Origin of the sequence: Georgenia sp. EYE_87, assembly GCF_023148685.1 — a bacterium.
In the GTDB taxonomy this organism is placed as follows: Bacteria; Actinomycetota; Actinomycetes; order Actinomycetales; family Actinomycetaceae; genus Georgenia.
Map to the genome: position 1 here is coordinate 635,282 of NZ_JAHXNL010000001.1, position 16,061 is coordinate 651,342.

The 16,061-nt window shown below is 72.8% G+C and carries 15 protein-coding genes; 1 reads left to right on the top strand and 14 read right to left on the bottom strand.

The features are described 5' to 3' along the window. Positions 1-17 precede the first annotated feature (17 nt). The 5 genes from KZX45_RS02800 to leuS all read right to left on the bottom strand — a co-directional run bounded on the left by KZX45_RS02800 (position 18) and on the right by leuS (position 7,290). A complete protein-coding gene (locus KZX45_RS02800; protein WP_248256161.1) occupies positions 18-1,025 on the bottom strand; it encodes an aldose 1-epimerase in 1,008 nt (335 codons plus the stop codon). A gap of 85 nt (positions 1,026-1,110) precedes the next feature. After that, positions 1,111-2,142, bottom strand: coding sequence for an ArsA family ATPase (locus tag KZX45_RS02805; protein ID WP_248256162.1), 1,032 nt, complete (start codon positions 2,140-2,142; stop codon positions 1,111-1,113). Next, the gene (locus KZX45_RS02810) at positions 2,133-2,396 is read right to left on the bottom strand and encodes a cory-CC-star protein (RefSeq protein ID WP_248256163.1); all 264 of its coding nucleotides are present in this window, start codon (positions 2,394-2,396) and stop codon (positions 2,133-2,135) included. Before KZX45_RS02810 ends, KZX45_RS02805 begins: the two co-directional genes overlap by 10 nt. Continuing rightward, positions 2,393-4,087: a carbon starvation protein A gene (locus KZX45_RS02815; protein ID WP_248256164.1), complete on the bottom strand. Its 1,695-nt coding sequence runs from the start codon at positions 4,085-4,087 to the stop codon at positions 2,393-2,395. Before KZX45_RS02815 ends, KZX45_RS02810 begins: the two co-directional genes overlap by 4 nt. Before the next feature lie 254 nt (positions 4,088-4,341). Continuing rightward, positions 4,342-7,290 (bottom strand): leucine--tRNA ligase, encoded by a 2,949-nt coding sequence (gene leuS / locus KZX45_RS02820; protein ID WP_248256165.1) that lies wholly within the window; start codon positions 7,288-7,290, stop codon positions 4,342-4,344. Positions 7,291-7,558: 268 nt separating this feature from the next. On the opposite strand from leuS, the gene KZX45_RS02825 reads away from it, so the two are divergent. Then, the gene (locus KZX45_RS02825) at positions 7,559-8,062 is read left to right on the top strand and encodes a Dps family protein (protein WP_248256166.1); all 504 of its coding nucleotides are present in this window, start codon (positions 7,559-7,561) and stop codon (positions 8,060-8,062) included. Between the two features lie 97 nt (positions 8,063-8,159). Here KZX45_RS02825 and KZX45_RS02830 read toward each other — a convergent pair whose 3' ends face one another. The 9 genes from KZX45_RS02830 to KZX45_RS02875 form a co-directional block, all read right to left on the bottom strand. Then, positions 8,160-9,815, bottom strand: coding sequence for an ABC transporter permease (locus tag KZX45_RS02830; protein WP_248256167.1), 1,656 nt, complete (start codon positions 9,813-9,815; stop codon positions 8,160-8,162). Next, positions 9,815-10,741 carry an ABC transporter ATP-binding protein gene (locus tag KZX45_RS02835; RefSeq protein ID WP_248256168.1) on the bottom strand — a complete coding sequence of 309 codons (927 nt, stop codon included), beginning with the start codon at positions 10,739-10,741 and terminating at the stop codon, positions 9,815-9,817. The genes KZX45_RS02830 and KZX45_RS02835 overlap by 1 nt, the downstream gene beginning before the upstream one ends. Before the next feature lie 131 nt (positions 10,742-10,872). After that, positions 10,873-11,553: a TetR/AcrR family transcriptional regulator gene (locus tag KZX45_RS02840; protein ID WP_248256169.1), complete on the bottom strand. Its 681-nt coding sequence runs from the start codon at positions 11,551-11,553 to the stop codon at positions 10,873-10,875. Positions 11,554-11,595: 42 nt separating this feature from the next. Beyond that, entirely contained in the window at positions 11,596-12,360 is a 765-nt protein-coding gene (locus KZX45_RS02845) for an ABC transporter permease (RefSeq protein ID WP_248256170.1), read from the bottom strand. Next, positions 12,357-13,088, bottom strand: a complete 732-nt coding sequence (locus tag KZX45_RS02850; RefSeq protein WP_248256171.1) for an ABC transporter ATP-binding protein — start codon at positions 13,086-13,088, stop codon at positions 12,357-12,359. The genes KZX45_RS02845 and KZX45_RS02850 overlap by 4 nt, the downstream gene beginning before the upstream one ends. Next, positions 13,085-13,639 carry a TetR family transcriptional regulator gene (locus KZX45_RS02855; RefSeq protein WP_308221696.1) on the bottom strand — a complete coding sequence of 185 codons (555 nt, stop codon included), beginning with the start codon at positions 13,637-13,639 and terminating at the stop codon, positions 13,085-13,087. Before KZX45_RS02855 ends, KZX45_RS02850 begins: the two co-directional genes overlap by 4 nt. Positions 13,640-13,695: 56 nt before the next feature. Further along, complete coding sequence (locus tag KZX45_RS02865; RefSeq protein ID WP_248256172.1) at positions 13,696-14,145, bottom strand: MarR family winged helix-turn-helix transcriptional regulator; 450 nt, start codon at positions 14,143-14,145, stop codon at positions 13,696-13,698. Positions 14,146-14,215: 70 nt separating this feature from the next. Beyond that, positions 14,216-15,526, bottom strand: a complete 1,311-nt coding sequence (locus KZX45_RS02870) for a TRAP transporter large permease (protein ID WP_248256173.1) — start codon at positions 15,524-15,526, stop codon at positions 14,216-14,218. Positions 15,527-15,534: 8 nt separating this feature from the next. Next, positions 15,535-16,041 carry a TRAP transporter small permease gene (locus tag KZX45_RS02875; RefSeq protein ID WP_248256174.1) on the bottom strand — a complete coding sequence of 169 codons (507 nt, stop codon included), beginning with the start codon at positions 16,039-16,041 and terminating at the stop codon, positions 15,535-15,537. Positions 16,042-16,061: the final 20 nt, after the last annotated feature.

Sequence of the window (16,061 nt, forward strand, 5' to 3'; positions counted from 1 at the left end):
GCCGCGGCGGCCGCGGGTCAGCTCCGGCGGTAGACGATGTCGCTGACGAGCTGGCGCTGCGCGCCCGGCGCGAGCACCAGGGCCTCCGCCACGTCGGCGCGGTTGAACGCGTCGGCCATGAACCCGCACGGCTCGACGGCGAGCGAGGCCCGCGGGTCCCGGTGCAGCGCGTCACCGGTGAACAGGTGCACCACCCGGGCCTCGAAGGGGTCCTGCTCCACGGTAAGGCTCTCCCCCGTGCGCGGCGAGCGCAGGACGGTGGCGACCACGCCGTCGTCGTCGGGGACGAGGTCGGTGAACGCGTGGTCCAGGGAGGTGCGGGCCAGCGGCAGCTGCACGGGCGAGGCGACCCCCGCCAGCGCGGCGTCGCCGGCCAGCGGCAGCTTCGCGTCGTCGGTCAGCACGCGGGAGCGGGCGGGGACGACGACCTCGAGGTCGTCGATCGTGGCGTGCCCGGGCAGGCGGAGGTAGGGGTGCCAGCCCAGGGCGACGGGGGCCGGGGTCTCCCCGGTGTTGGTGACGGTCACCTCGACACCGAGCCGCGACTCGCCCTCGGACCCCACGCCGAGCGCGTAGGAGACGGCGACGTCGAGGGAGAACGGGTAGCCCGGGTACTGCTCGGGGGCGACGGACGCCACCAGACGCACCGCCAGGTCCGAGTCGCGGACGCTCACCTGCGCGCGGGAGAAGCGGGCGGCGGTGAGCAGGCCGTGGAGCGCCTCGCCGTTCCTGTCCGTCGCGACCGTGTGCTCGGCGCCGCCGAAGCTGTACCGTCCGCCGCGCAGCCGGTTCGACCACGGGACCAGGACGGCGTTGCGGTAGCCGTCCTGCTCGGCGAGCTCCGCCGCCGAGGCGTACCCGTCGAGCAGCTCGACGAGCTCACCGTCGCGGGGCGCCTGCCACGAGAGCACGGTGGCGCCGGTCTCCGCCACGACGAGGCGGGCGCCGTCGGGGTGGTTGAGCACCCAGGTGCTCTCGCCGTCGAAGGTGCCGCGCTCGATGCCCGCACGGGTCGTGGTCTCCATCGTCACTCCTGATCGTCAGTCCTGCTGCGTCTGCGTCCAGGGTGGCGGAAACGGTGCCCCGGCCGCGGAGGTGTCCACGGACGGCTCACCCCTCGGACGCCGCTGTCGGGACGGCCCCCTCCGCCGCGGCGAGCGCGGTGCCGAACCTGTCCAGCGCGGCCTCTCCGACGATGTCCCCGGGCAGCAGCGGCACCTCGACGACGGGCACCCGCGGCAGCGCCGCGTACAGGTTCGCCAGGTGCGCCTCCTCCAGGCGGTGCCGGTCGGCGAGGAACGCCCCGGCGTCGAGCGGGGAGCGCTTGTTCACCACCAGGGCGCCGACCTGGACGCCGGCCCGCGCGAGCTGGCCGTGCAGCTCGATGCTCTCGAGCACCGGCAGCCGCTCGGCGGCGAGGACGATCACGAAGGCGGTGCGCGCATGGTCGCGGAGGACCGCACGCAGCCCCTCGAAGCGTTCCCGCCTGCGCAGCAGAACACGCCGGATCTCCTGGTCCCGGTCCGCCCGCCGGTCACGGGCGGGCCGGGCGGTGCCGAGGAGATCGGCGGCTCCGTCGTCGTCGGGACCGAGCGCCCGCAGGGCGGCGCCGAGCCGCTGGGAGCGTTCCTGGCGGCGGAGCAGCCCGTCGGTCCAGGCGGACATCATCTCGGGGAGCGCCATCAGCCGGGCGGTGTGGCCCGAGGGCGCGGTGTCGAAGACGATCAGGTCGTAGTCGTCCACGGCCCGCTCGACCGTCTCGGCGATGCGCTCGAGGATCGCGGCCTCGTGGGTGCCGGGCGCGTCGCGGGCGAGGTCGAGGTGCCGGTCGACCTCGCCGGCGAGGTGGTCGGGCATGAGCCGGCGCACGGTCGTCCGGACGGCGGCGAGGTGCTCCTCGGTGGTGCGGGCGGGGTCGATCTCGAGCCCGTCGAGGCCGTCGGCCAGGGCGGTGACCCGGTCCCCGACGTCGCGCTGCCACAGGTGCCCGAGGTTGTGCGCGGGGTCGGTGGACACCACCAGGACCCGCCGCCCGGACCGCGCCTGGGCGAGGCCGACGGCGGAGGCGACGGCGGTCTTGCCGACCCCGCCCTTGCCGCCGACGAACAGCACGCGACGCTCGGCGGCGAGGCTCAGCAGCACGAGTAGTCCTCCAGCGGGGATCGGTCCATGCCCATCCGCCGGTGCCAGTCGTGGAAGCGGTCGTAGACCGCGGGCAGCAGCTCGGCGGTGTAGTAGCTGACGGGGTTGGGCACGCCGAGGGCCTCGGAGAGGACGATCATGGTGAACAGGTCGTCCTCGTCGCGCCGCGCTCGCGCGAAGGTGCGCCGGTAGGGCGCGACGTAGAACTCGCGCAGGCCCGCCGCGAGGCGGGCCTGCGCGTGGCGGAGGCTCACCGGCGGCCGGCCCCCGTGGTGACGGCGTCGTCGTCGGTCGCCGGGCTCCGGCGCGCGCGTCCCATCGCGACGGCGGCCTCGACGATCACCCACAGCGCCGCGACGAGGATGATCACGTCGAGGACGAGCAGCAGCCAGTTGCCGGCGTTGTAGAAGGTGCCCATCTGCACGACGAGGGCGAAGACGGACATCACGAGGACGAACACCAGCGGCACCAGCACGGGCAGCACCGGGCGGCCCTTGCGCATCAGCATGACCGCCACGATCGAGAGCGTGAGGCCGGCGAGGATCTGGTTGGTGGTGCCGAACAGCGGCCAGATGACCATGCCGCCCGCCCCGTCGGCCCCGGCCCCGAACGCCAGTCCCATCGCCACGGCCAGGGCGATGAGGGTGGAGACCATGGTCCCGACCCGGATCCCGGCGATCTCGGCCGCCTCCTGGACGACGAACCGCTGCAGGCGCACGCCGGTGTCCATCGTGGTCGCGGCGAACAGCACCGCCATGGTGGCGAGGATCGTGGCGCTCAGCGAGACCGGGATGCCCAGGCCGGCGTTCATGATGGCGCCGCCGCCCTCGACGAAGGCGGCGACCCCGCCGGCGTTGAACGCGGTGTACACGGCCTCCCAGTCGGCGAGCGTCCGGTAGCCGGCCGTGGCCGCGATGATGGCGCCGAGCGCCAGCAGCCCCTCGCCGACGGCGCCGAAGTAGCCGACGAACCGGGCGTCCGTCTCCTTGTCGAGCTGCTTGGCGGTCGTGCCGGAGGACACCATGCCGTGGAAGCCGGAGATGGCGCCGCAGGCGATGGTGACGAAGAGCAGGGGCACCAGGCTCGGCGTGCCCTCCGGCACGTTGTCGTTGAAGGCGGGAGCCACGACCGTCGGCGCGGCGATGAGCACGGAGCCGTAGAGGATGGCGAGGCCGATGAACAGCTGCAGGCCGTTGATGTAGTCGCGCGGCTGCAGCAGGACCCACACGGGAAGCATGGACGCCACGCCCGCGTAGAGGAAGAGGACGACGATCCAGAACGCGTTGTCCGACAGCCCCAGGACCGTCTCCGGCAGGACGACCGGCACCCGGTCGCCGATGAGGATCAGCGAGTACAGGGCCACGACGCCGATCACCGAGACGACGGCGAGGTTGAGCCGGAACCGGTAGATCGCCTGACCGACGAGGACGGCGACCAGGATGGCCCCCCAGGTGGGGATGACCGCCGTCGGCGTGGAGACGAGCAGGTTGGAGATGACGACGGCGAACGCCGCGTTGACCATCAGCAGCAGGAGGAAGATCACGACGAGGAACAGGTTGCGGCCCCGGGCGCCGATGTAGCTGCCCGAGAGCATCCCGATGGAGCGGCCGCGGTTGCGCGCGGAGGCCCACAGGGCGCCGAGGTCGTGCATCCCGGCGAAGAAGACGGTGCCGAAGGTGACCCAGAGGAACGCGGGGAGCCAGCCCCAGATGACGGCGACGGCAGGGCCGACGATCGGGGCCGCGCCGGCGACCGAGGTGAAGTGGTGGCCCCAGAGGACGTACCTGTTCGTGGGGACGTAGTCCACGCCGTCCTTGAGCTCGTGCGCGGGCGTGGTGTACGTGGGGTCGAGCCGGTAGACGCGGTTGGCCAGGTACTTGGAGTACAGCAGGTACCCCAGCAGGACCATCGCGACCCCGACGATGGCGAGGAGCACGGAGTTCATGTCTGTCCGATCTGTCGTCGTCGACGTTGCGGGCGGTCGGGGCGACCGCCGCGCGACGTCGCGGACGGCACCGACCGGCACCCTGATGACGGACGCACCCTAGCGGAACCGGACGCGAGTGTGAGGGATCGGTCGGAGGGCGGGCCGCAATGCCCGAGGCACGGGGCCGGCAAGCACGCGCGGGCGCGTGCGTGTACCGCCTGACCGCCCGGTGAGCGGTCAGGCGGGTACGCGAGGCGGGACAGTCGAGCCGGTCAGGCCCCGGGGACGATGTTGACCAGGTTGGGCGCGCGGACGATCACCTTGCGCACGCTGCGCTCGCCGAGGATCCGCCGCACTGCCGGGGACGCGAGGGCCCGCTCCCGCAGGTCGTCCTCGCCGATCGAGGCCGGCACCTCGAGGCGGTCGCGGACCTTGCCCGCGACCTGGACCACGCAGGTCACGGTGTCCTCGACCAGCAGGGCCGGGTCCGCCGTCGGGAAGGGCTCGTAGGTCAACGACTCGGGGTGGCCCAGGCGCGACCACAGCTCCTCGGCGATGTGCGGGGCCACCGGGGCCAGCATGAGCACGAGCGGCTCGACGGCCTCGCGCGGGACGCGCTCCAGCGAGGTCAGGTGGTTGTTCAGCACGATCATGCGCGCGACGGCGGTGTTGACCCGCATCGCCGACATCTCGGTCTCCACCTCGTGAGCGGTCCGCGCCACCAGGCGGCGTGTCTCCTCGTCGGCCGGGTCGTCCACGACCGTGGTCTCCCCCGTGCGCTCGTCGACGACGTTGCGCCACAGTCGCTGCAGGAAGCGCTGGGAGCCGACGACGGCCCGGGTGTCCCAGGGGCGGGAGTCCGCCAGCGGGCCCATCGACATCTCGTAGACCCGGAAGGTGTCGGCGCCGTAGGTGGCGTACATGTCGTCCGGGGTGACGATGTTCTTCAGCGACTTGCCCATCTTCCCGTACTCGCGGAAGACCTCCTGGCCGTTCCAGGTGTACGTGGGCTCGCCCCCGTCGGCCGCGGGCACCTCCACCACCTCCTCGGCCGGGACGTACTGGCCGCGGTTGTCGGCGTAGGCGTAGGCCTGGATGTAGCCCTGGTTGAAGAGCTTGTGGAAGGGCTCGGAGCTGGAGATGTGCCCCAGGTCGTGGAGCACCTTGTGCCAGAACCGGGCGTAGAGCAGGTGCAGGACCGCGTGCTCGACGCCGCCGACGTACAGGTCCGCCCCGCCGGAGACGTTCGCCGGCACCGCGGTGCCGTCCGGCGCCGTGGTCGCCGGGCGCGGGCCCATCCAGTACCGCTCGACCTCCGGGTCGACCAGGACCTCGCTGTTGCGCGGGTCCAGGTAGCGCAGCTCGTACCAGGAGGACCCGGCCCAGTTGGGCATGGTGTTGGTGTCGCGGTAGTAGGTCTGGCGCCCCTCGCCCAGGTCCAGCTCGACCTGGACCCACTCGGGCACGCGGCCCAGGGGCGGCTCGGGGCTCGACGTGGCGTCGTCGGGGTCGAAGGTGCGCGGGGAGTAGTCCGGGACCTCGGGCAGCTCGACCGGCACCATGGACTCGGGCAGGGCGTGGACGCGCCCCTCGGCGTCGTAGACGACCGGGAACGGCTCGCCCCAGTAGCGCTGGCGGGAGAACAGCCAGTCGCGCAGCCGGTAGGTGGTCGCACCGCGGCCGACCCCCTGGGTCTCCAGCCAGGAGATCATCGTCGCCTTGGCGGTGGGGACGTCCAGGCCGTCCAGGGTCAGCGCGTCGCTCGCGGAGTTCACCACGGTGCCGTCGCCGGTCCAGGCGCCCTCGTGCCCCTCGGGCGGGGCGACGGTGTGGATCACCGGCAGGTCGTAGGCCTGGGCGAACTCGAAGTCGCGCTCGTCCCCGCCGGGGACGGCCATGATAGCGCCGGTGCCGTAGCCCATGAGGACGTAGTCGGCGACGAACAGCGGCACCTGGGCGCCGTTGACCGGGTTGGTGGCGTAGATGCCGGTGAAGACGCCGGTCTTGGTGCGCTCGGCGTCCTGCCGCTCGGCGTCGGTCTTCGCGGCGGCGGCGCGCTGGTAGCCGCGCACCGCCTCGGCCGGGGTGTCCGCGCCGCTCGTCCAGGCGTCCCTGGTGCCGGCGGGCCAGGCCGCCGGGATCGCCCCGTCGGCGAGCATCGGGTGCTCCGGCGAGACGACCATGAACGTCGCCCCGAACAGCGTGTCGGGACGGGTGGTGAAGACGGTCAGGGGCTCCTGGACGCCCGGGACGCGGAAGTCCACGTGCGCGCCGGTCGAGCGGCCGATCCAGTTGCGCTGCATCGAGCGGACCTTCTCGGGCCAGTCGATCGTGTCCAGGTCGTCGACCAGCCGGTCGGCGTAGGCGGTGATGCGGAGCATCCACTGGCGCAGGTTCCGCTTGAACACGGGATAGTTGCCGCGCTCCGAGCGGCCGTCCGCGGTGACCTCCTCGTTGGCCAGGACCGTGCCGAGGCCGGGGCACCAGTTCACCGGAGCCTCGGAGATGTAGGCCAGGCGCTGGTCGTCGACGACGCGGCGCCGCTCGTCCGCGTCCAGCTCCGCCCAGGGCCGGCCGTCCGGGGTCGCCCGGGTGCCGGCCGCCAGCTCGGCCTCCAGCTCCGCGATCGGGCGGGCCCGGCCGGTGCCGCCGTCGGGGCGGGGGGCGTCGGCGTCGTAGAAGGAGTTGAAGATCTGCAGGAAGATCCACTGGGTCCAGCGCACGAACTCCGGGTCCGTGGTGGCGAACGTGCGGCGGTCGTCGTGGGCGAGGCCCAGCCGACGCAGCTGGACGCGCATGTTGGCGATGTTCTCCTCGGTGGTGATCCGAGGGTGCTGGCCGGTCTGGACGGCGTACTGCTCGGCGGGCAGGCCGAAGGCGTCGTAGCCCAGCGCGTGCAGGACGTTGCGGCCCTTCATGCGGTGGTAGCGCCCGACGACGTCGGTCGCGATGTACCCGAGCGGGTGCCCGACGTGCAGGCCCTTGCCCGAGGGGTACGGGAACATGTCGAGCAGGTAGAACTTCTCGGCCGGGACGTGCTCTCCCGCCAGGTCCCCGGAGGGGTTGGGGGCGTGGAACGTGCCGCGCTCGGCCCAGCGGTCCTGCCAGGCCCGCTCGATCTCGTTGGCGAGCTCGGCGGTGTACCGGTGGCCGGTCGCGTCCTGCGCGGCGGACGTCTTCTCCTCGACCGCCGCGGTCGCGGCGTCGTCGTGCTTGCTCATGGTTGGTTCCTCGTCCCGGGTGTGGCGGTGGCTCCTGACACAAGAAAACCTCCCGTGCAGGGAGGTGAGCCGCGCTGGTGCGGCGCCCGGCGAAGCGGGCACCCGCTGGTGTCAGCGCGGCTGGGTAAGGAGCACCACGGCCGTCATGCGGTACAGGCTATCGCAGGCCGCGGCGCACGCCCTCGACGGGCGGCCTCGGGCGGGCCTCCCTAGGGTGACGGCAACACCCATGACCAGTCGGCCGACCAGGCCGGGAAGGAGCGCGACCATGGCGCCCAAGCCGCTGAAGATCCAGGAGACGAGCCTTCAGGAGGCCCTCGTCGACCTCGTCGACCTCGCGCTGCAGGGCAAGCAGGCCCACTGGAACATCCACGGCCGTCACTTCCGTTCGGTGCACCTGCACCTGGACGAGATCATCGCCGAGGCACGCCTCGCAGCCGACGAGGTGGCGGAGCGGCTCGCCACCGTCGGCGGCACCCCGGACGCCAGGGCGGCGACCGTGGCGAAGTCCTCCGGGCTCGACGAGCTGGAGGCCGGTCCGCTGCCCGCCGACGAGGTGGTCCGGCTGTTCGAGGAGCGCCTCATGACCGCCTCCGAGCGCATCAAGGGGCACCTCGACGACCTCGAGGAGAAGGACCACCTGAGCGCCGACCTCCTCATCGGGGTGGCGACCAAGCTCGAGAAGCAGGCCTGGATGCTCCGCGCCAGCGCGGAGGACGTGGCCGCGCCGGCCGCGGCGGCGGGCGGCGCGAAGTCCCGCAAGAGCGCCTGACACGGCCGCCCTGCCGGTGCGGGGTCCGCGGGCCCCGCACCGGCAGGCACCGTCGCGCGCCGGCCCCGCACGCGGCCGAGCGCGTGCGGGGAACGCCTCAGCGGATGCCGATCTGGCGCCGGCGCAGCCCCGCCAGCCCGACGGCCACCCCGGCGGCCGCCAGCCCGGTCAGCACGACCAGCGGCACGGCCCGGAACTCCTCCGCCGGCACCTGGGCCGGGTAGCTCAGCGGCGAGAGGTTCGTGAGCCATGCCGGCAGGTCGAGCAGCGCCGCGAAGTTGCCCACGAACACCATGAGACCCACCAGGGCCCAGCCGACCACCGCGAGCAGGCGCGGGACGAGGCCGAACAGCATCGCGCACAGGCCGAGCACGAGGAGCACGGCCGGCAGCACGTTGAGGTGCGCGAGCGCGACCTCGCCCACCAGCGACCACTCCCCCGTCACGCCCGCGGCCGCGACACCGGTGCCGACGCCGGAGACGAGCAGGATGAGGAAGGCCCCGGCCGCGACGGCAGCGAGGTGGGAGCCGGCCCAGGCGGACCGTCCGGTCGGCGTCGCGAGCACCGCCTCCGCCCGGCCACGGCCCTCCTCCGCGCGCAGGCTCTGGACGGCGAAGACGACGTACGCCGCGGTGAGGTAGCCGCTGAACACCGCCAGGAAGGCGACGTAACCGTCGACCAGCCCCTCCGTGCCGAACATCTCCTGGATCACGGGCGGCATGTCCGCCGCCGCGTCCAGCATCGCCTGGGTGAAGGCCCCGTCGACGACGCCGAGCGCCAGCACGGCCACGCCCCAGCCGACGACGGCGGAACGCTGCAGGCGCGCCGCGAGGCCGAGCGGGGTGCCCAGGGCGGGGCGCGCGTCGGGACGCCCGGGGCGCACCGCGATCAGGCTCGCCCCGAGGTCCCTGCGCCCCTGGAGCCCGAACGCGACCACCACCCCCGCCACCGCCAGCGCGGCGAGCAGGAGCAGCGGCCACCAGCGGTCGTGGACGTACGGCGCGGTCTGCGACGCCCAGCCGAGCGGAGATGCCCAGGACGCGGCGCTGCCGCCGACGGCGGCCATGTCGCCCAGCGCCCGGAGCATGAAGGCCGCGCCGAGCACGGCGCCCGCCAGGCCCGCCGCCGCCCGGGAGTGCTCGCTCAGCTGGACGGTCACCGCCGTCACCCCGGCGAACGCCAGACCCACGAGCCCGGTGGCGCAGCCGACCAGCACGGAGCCGGTGACGGCGAACCCGTTGCCGATCGCGACCGCCGCCACCGCCGCGGCGGCCAGCGCGTTGGTGATCGCGGCGACCACCAGCGCGGCGGTGAGCGGGGCGTGCAGGCCCACCACGTTGGCACGGACCAGCTCGGCCCGGCCCGTCTGCTCCTCGACGCGGGTGTGGCGAGTCACGAGCATGATGCTCATCAGCGCGGCGAGCAGGAAGAGGTACATCACGTACCCGCCCGCGAAGAAGCGCTCGTACGTCGGGTCGTCCATGCCGTACGCCGGTCCCGTGAACATCCGGCCGACCGGCTGCTCCAGCAGCGGCACCACCGCGGCGAGGTCATCCTCGTCCGGGGCCAGCTGCGGCAGCGCCGCGCCGATGTACAGGACGTAGAGCGCGAGACCGCCGACCCAGGCGGGCAGCTTGACCCGGTCCCTGCGCAGCATGAAGCGGACCAGGGTGCCGGTGCCGGTGCGGGGAGCCGGCGGGGCGGCCACCCGCGTCGGCCGCGGCACCGTCGTCGTGCCGTGCGTGCCGGCCATCAGTGCACCTCCACGGGCTCTGCGCCGCTGGAGGCTGCGTCGCCGCCGTAGTGCCGGATGAGCAGCTGCTCCAGCGTCGGCGGGTGGGCGACGATCGAGCGCACGCCCAGGGTGGCCAGCTGCCGAAGGACAGGGTCGACCTGGTCGCCGTCCACCTCGAGCCGCACCTGGCCGTCCTCGTGATGCAGCTCGTGCACGCCGGGGAGCCCGGCGAGCCCGTCGGCCGGCCTGTCCGTGTCCACGACCATGGTGGTGCGGGTCATGTGACGCAGGTCGCGCAGAGAGCCGGTCTCCACCACGCGCCCCTGGCGGACGATGGAGATCCGGTCGGCCAGCACCTCGACCTGGGCGAGGATGTGGCTCGACAGCAGCACCGTGGTCCCGGCGTCGCGGGCCTCCCGGATGCACTCCTGGAACACCACCTCCATGAGCGGGTCCAGGCCGGCGGTCGGCTCGTCGAGGAGCAGGAGCTCGACGTCGGAGGCGAGCGCGGAGATCAGCGCGACCTTCTGCCTGTTGCCCTTGGAGTACGTGCGCGCCTTCTTGCTCGGGTCGAGGTCGAACCGCTCGCACAGCTCGTCGCGCCGCCGCCGGTCGAGGCCGCCCCGCAGGCGCGCGAACAGGTCGATCGCCTCGCCGCCCGTCAGGTTCGGCCACAGCTCGACGTCGCCGGGCACGTAGGCCAGGTGACGGTGCAGCCGGACGGCCTCGTCCCAGGGGTCGGCGCCGAACAGCGCGACCGTCCCGCCGTCTGCCCGCAGCAGACCGAGCAGGACCCGCATCGTGGTGGACTTCCCGGCTCCGTTGGGGCCCAGGAAGCCGTGAACCTCCCCGCGCTCGACGGCCAGGTCGAGCCCGTCCAGCGCGCGGGTGGAGCCGAAGGTCTTGACGAGTCCGGCGGACTCGATGACGTTGTCTCGGGACATCTGCGTTCCTTCTCCGGCCCGACCGGTGAAGTGGTCGGGGACGTCGGTGGTGTCGTGCACTGAGCTGAGGACGACCCTCCTGCGAGGGCCTCCGGACGCGACGGACCGCCCTCTGGCCGGCCGGCGGCGGGCTAGCCGGCGGCAGCCGGAGGGTCCGGTGCGACGTCGTGCGGCACGGGTGTCTCGGCCAGGAGCGCGTCGAGGATGCGGCTGTCGGTGAAGAGGCCCTCGGTGTACAGCTCGAGCGCCGGCAGCATCGTGGTCCGCTCGAGGTGACGCACGAGGTCGACCATGTCCAGCTCCTCCGGTGGCGTCAGGCGGATCTCGACGAGCAGCGCCCCCACACCGGCCTGGGTGAGGAAGCGGGCCCGGGCTGCGGGGTCGCGGCTGGGCCTGATCACACCGGCGGCGACGCCGGCCTCCAGGTACTCGACCGCGTCGGCGACCATGTGCTCGAAGAGCGTCCGGGCCAGGGACCCGCCCTCGCTGAGGCTGGCGACCACATAGCGGGCCACGTCCTCGTAGCGCTCGGACGCCGCGAGCTCGCGGAGGATCGCCGTCACGTCCCCCGTCCCCACCGTCTCCCGTTTGCCCTCCCGGATGACCCTCAGGACGAACTCGTCGCACGCCTCGCGCAGGCCGGCCTTGGACCCGAAGTGCTTGACGATGCTGGCCGCGCTGACCCCGGCGTCGGCCGCGATCGCGCGCAGGCCGACGCCGAAGCCGCTGGCGCCGAAGACCCGCACGGCCGCCGCGCGGATCCGTGCCGCGGTGTGCAGGTCGTCCTCGTCGAGCGACAGCGGTGAACGCATGGTCACCATCGTAAACACGCGTTTACACGCGCGCAAGACTCTTCAGACGACCTCCGCGGCTCTCCACCACACCAGCGTCCCGACGGCCCCCAGCGCGCCGACCGGGACGGCCAGGCCCAGCTGGACGGCGCCGACCTCCGCCGCCGCTGCGGGCCCGCCCATGCCGAGCCACAGCCCGGGGGCGGCGTACGGGAACCAGGCGCCGGCGCCGAGGGCGGTGCCGATCTCGGTGATGACGACCAGGGCGAGCAGGGCTCCGACCGCGGGCAGGTACCCCCGCAGCGCGCTCGCCGCCCAGCCCAGCGGCGTGGTCATGAGGGCGCACAGCGCCGCGGCGGTGGCGGAGCGACCCGCCGCGCCCCACGTCTCGGCGGGCGGGGCGCCCAGGCCGAGCAGGAGGCCCGCGAGGATCGCCACCACGACCGCGGCGAGGACCGCCAGCAGGAGCCACGCCAGCACGGCGGCAATCTTCGCCCCCGCCGTCCGCCAGCGCGGCACCGCCGTCGCGAAGAGCCCGTAGACCGTCCGGTCGACGAACTCGCGGCCGAAGGTCCAGGACATCGCGATGCCGCCACCGAGGAGCACGGCGACGGTGAGGATCTCCCCGACCAGGGCGAGGTAGCCTGGCCAGCCGTCGGCGGGCATCAGGGCCGCCGTCTTCTCCGCCAGCGGGCTGCCCGGCGCCGCGCCCGCGAGCCGCAGGAAGCCCGCCCCAGCGAGGGGACAGCCGAGCACGAGCACCAGCGTGGTGACCCGGGCCAGCCCCGACCGCCGGAGCTTGAGGGTCTCGATGCCGATCGCGCTCACGGCAGGCTCCGTTCGGCGGCGTAGACGACGTCGAAGAACTGGCGCTCGAGGTCCAGGTCGCCGGGCCGCAGTCCGCCGACGACGGAACCCCGGTGCAGCACCGTGATGGTGTCCGCCACGCGGGCGACCTCGTCGAGGTGGTGGCTCGAGACCAGGACCGCGGCGCCGTCGCGGTGCGCCCGGCCCAGGAGCAGGGCCCGCAGGTCGACGACGCCGACCGGGTCCAGCGCGTTGGTCGGCTCGTCGAGCACGAGCACGTCGGGGGTGTGCACGAGGGCCGCGGCCAGGGCGAGCCGCTGGCGGTTGCCGAGGGAGAGGGTCGCCGCCCGCCGTCGGGCGAGGCTCTCGAGGGACAGGTCCGCAAGGGCAGCCTCGACGGCCTCGGGCACCGCCAGGGCCGACAGCCCGTGGAGCCTGGCGGCACAGGAGAGGTTCTCGACGACCGTGAGCTCCGGGTAGGCGAAGACGGACTCGACGAGGTGGCCCACGCGCGACCACGTCCCCGCGCTCGCGTCGCGGGCCTCGCACCCCAGCACGAGAGCACGCCCGGACGTCGGCCTGAGCATGCCGACCAGGACCTTCATGAGGGTGGACTTCCCGGCTCCGTTGAGGCCGACGACGGCGTGGATCTCGCCCGCCCGCACCGCCAGGTCGACGCCGGCGAGAGCACGGCCGTCCCGGAAGTCCCGGACGAGCGCCCGCGTCTCGAGCGGCAGCGCGGCGCTCACCGGGGCTCGCCCGTCAGCTGCTCCAGGGCGGCCACGATCCTGGCTCCCAGCTCCGCGGCGTGGGGTTGCGCGCCCCAGTCGAACAACGTCGCGGTGATCGCGCCGAGGCAGGCCCCGGCCGCCGCGACGGCCGCCGGCCGGTCGGTACCGGTGGCGACGAGCGCCTCGACGATCGCGTGCTCCGTCCGCGCGTTGTTCGCGATGGCGGCGGCACGCAGGCCCGGGTGGCCGGCGACCAGGCGGATGCGGGTGCGGGTGACGGTGTCGGTCGGCGCCTCGACCGCCCGCCAGGCCGCGAGGAGACCGGCGCCCGCCCGCTGGAGAGCGGTGAGGTCAGCAGGTTGGGTCGCGACGAGCTCGGCGATCACCGGGTCGTACGGGTCGTCGAGCAGCACCGCCTCCTTGGTGGGGAAGTGCCGGAAGAAGGTCATGTGGGACACCCCGGCGGCAGCGGCGATCTCGGCCACCGTGGTCCCGTCGAAACCCTGGCGCTCGAAGAGGGCGAGCGCCGCCTCCTGGAGGGCGGTACGTGTTCGCTCGCTGCGCGTCACGGTGCCATGTTAGTCACTAACATCTGGGGGGGCGCCATGGCCACGGCGGCTCGACGTCAGGGGCGGTACTCGCGGAGCCTGGCCGTCAGCTCGGTGAGGGTGGCGAGCTGGTCCGAGGTGAGCGCCCCGCCGACGTGGCGCTCGATGCTGCGGACGTGCCGGCGGCCGATCTGGCGCTGCATCGCCCGCCCCTCCTCGGTGAGGACGACGACGGTCCCGCGGGCGTCGTCGGGCGCGGCCTCCCGCCGGACCAGGCCGCGGGCCTCGAGACGTTCCACCATCCGGCTCAGGCTGGGCTGGCTGATGAAGACCGCGTCGTTGAGCTCGCGCAGCCGCAGGCGGCCGCCGTCGGCCCGGCTGAGGGTGAAGAGCACGTCGTACTCGCGCGCCCGCAGGGGCGCGAAGTCGCCGTTCGCCTCGAACCTGCGCATGAGGTTCGACTGGGCGCGGAAGAGCGACTCCCAGGCCTCTGCGGCCGCCCGTGTGGTCACCTCGTGCGCGTCCATCCCGTCCTCTCCGCCGCCTGCGCGTCAGGCTACCGGTCCGGCACTTCCATCCCCGATGGGACCCGAGGTGCTACGGGGCGACGAGCCCCATGGTGGTCGGCAGCCACATGGACAGCGCGGGGACGAACACCACCAGGAAGAGCCCGGCCGCGAGCGAGATCAGGAACGGCACCAGCTTGCTGATGACCGGCTCGATCCGCAGGCCGGCCACCCGCGAGCCCACGAAGAGCACGTTGCCCACCGGTGGCGTGATCACGCCCAGGCTCAGGTTGTAGACGATCATCGTGCCGAAGTGGACCGGGTTGACCCCGAACTCCATCACGATCGGCAGGAAGATCGGCGTGAAGATCAGGATGGCCGGCGTCGGGTCCATGAACGTGCCCACGACCAGCAGGATGACCATCATCAGGATCAGGATGATCGTCGGGTTGTCCGTGAGCCCGAGCATGATGTCCGAGATGATGTCCGGGATCCGCGCGAACGACATGACCCAGGACAGGATCGAGGACACCCCGACGAGCAGCATGACGATCGCCGTCGTCCGCGCCGCGTCGAGCAGGATCCCCGGCAGGTCCCGGACCTTGATCGCCCGGTAGAGGAAGCCGAGCACCAGGCAGTAGAACACGGCGATGGCAGCCGACTCCGTCGCCGTGAACACGCCCGTCAGGATGCCGCCGATGACCACGACGATCATGAGCAGCGACGGCACCGCGCGCCAGATGACGAGCAGGCCCTGCGCGAACGTGGGGTGGTCGACGCCGCGGAGCTCCTTGTGCTTCCGGGAGTAGGCGAACACCACGATCATGCACGCGAGGACCCAGACGAGACCCGGGCCCACACCGGCCATGAACAGCGCGGCGATCGACGTGCTCGAGACGAGCGAGTACACGATGAAGGTGTTGCTCGGCGGGATGAGCATCCCGGCCGGGGCGGAGGCCACGTTCACCGCGGCGGCGAACTTGGGGTCGTACCGGTCCTCCTTCATCCGCGGAGTCATCACGGTGCCCACGGCCGCCGCGGCGGCCACGGCGGCACCCGAGACGGCGCCGAACATCGCGTTGGCCACGACGTTGGTCTGGGCCAGGGACGCGGGCATCCGGCCGACCAGCACCTTGGCGGCGTCGATCAGGCGACCGGCGATGCCGCCGTTGTTCATCAGGACGCCGGCCAGCACGAAGAACGGGATGGCCAGCAGGGTGAACGAGTTGATGCCGGTGAACATCCGCTGCGAGGAGGTCAGCACGGCCCCCTCGACCCCGAGCAGGGAGATGGCGGCGATCGCGGACGACAGACCGATCGCGACGGCGATCGGCACGCTGAGGACGATCATCGCGGCGATGCCGATGAGCAGGATGAGACCTGCGAGCGTTGCGGGTTCCATCACTCCTCCTAGACGGCTTCAGCGTCGTCCGACGCCTCCACCGCGATCTCCTCGCGGCGCAGGACGGCAATGACGTGGTAGATGGCGTACAGCGTGATGATCACGCCGGTGATCGGCATGACCAGGTACATCGGGCCGATCGTGGTGGGGAGCGCGGTGAGGTTCTGGTTCCACGCGCCCATGGCAGCCCGCCAACCACCCCAGACGAGCACGACCATCGCGAAGGCGATGATCGTCAGCTGGACGAGCACCGCGATCGCACGCTGGACCCGCTCGGGGAACTTGCGGACGACGAAGTCCACGGCGATGTGGCCACGCTCGGAGAAGACGAGCGCGGCGGCGAAGAACCCCAGCCACACGAACGTGTAGCGGGCGAGCTCCTCTGACCACGTGCTGGGGTTCCCGACGACCTCACGGCTGAAGACCTGCCAGCCGACGTCGAGCACGAGCACCGCGAAGAGGAACACCGAGATCGCGGCGAGGATCTTGTCGAGAACCTTCTTTGCTGCGTGCATCTCGGGTCACCTCCTTCCTG

Excerpts from the sequence above, each read along its gene's own strand:
- KZX45_RS02875 (WP_248256174.1), bottom strand. The coding sequence starts at position 16,041 with ATGCACGCAGCAAAGAAGGTTCTCGACAAGATCCTCGCCGCGATCTCG.
- KZX45_RS02825 (WP_248256166.1), top strand. The coding sequence starts at position 7,559 with ATGGCGCCCAAGCCGCTGAAGATCCAGGAGACGAGCCTTCAGGAGGCC.
- KZX45_RS02840 (WP_248256169.1), bottom strand. The coding sequence starts at position 11,553 with ATGCGTTCACCGCTGTCGCTCGACGAGGACGACCTGCACACCGCGGCA.
- KZX45_RS02815 (WP_248256164.1), bottom strand. The coding sequence starts at position 4,087 with ATGAACTCCGTGCTCCTCGCCATCGTCGGGGTCGCGATGGTCCTGCTG.
- KZX45_RS02870 (WP_248256173.1), bottom strand. The coding sequence starts at position 15,526 with ATGGAACCCGCAACGCTCGCAGGTCTCATCCTGCTCATCGGCATCGCC.
- KZX45_RS02835 (WP_248256168.1), bottom strand. The coding sequence starts at position 10,741 with ATGTCCCGAGACAACGTCATCGAGTCCGCCGGACTCGTCAAGACCTTC.
- leuS (WP_248256165.1), bottom strand. The coding sequence starts at position 7,290 with ATGAGCAAGCACGACGACGCCGCGACCGCGGCGGTCGAGGAGAAGACG.
- KZX45_RS02830 (WP_248256167.1), bottom strand. The coding sequence starts at position 9,815 with ATGGCCGGCACGCACGGCACGACGACGGTGCCGCGGCCGACGCGGGTG.
- KZX45_RS02865 (WP_248256172.1), bottom strand. The coding sequence starts at position 14,145 with ATGGACGCGCACGAGGTGACCACACGGGCGGCCGCAGAGGCCTGGGAG.
- KZX45_RS02800 (WP_248256161.1), bottom strand. The coding sequence starts at position 1,025 with ATGGAGACCACGACCCGTGCGGGCATCGAGCGCGGCACCTTCGACGGC.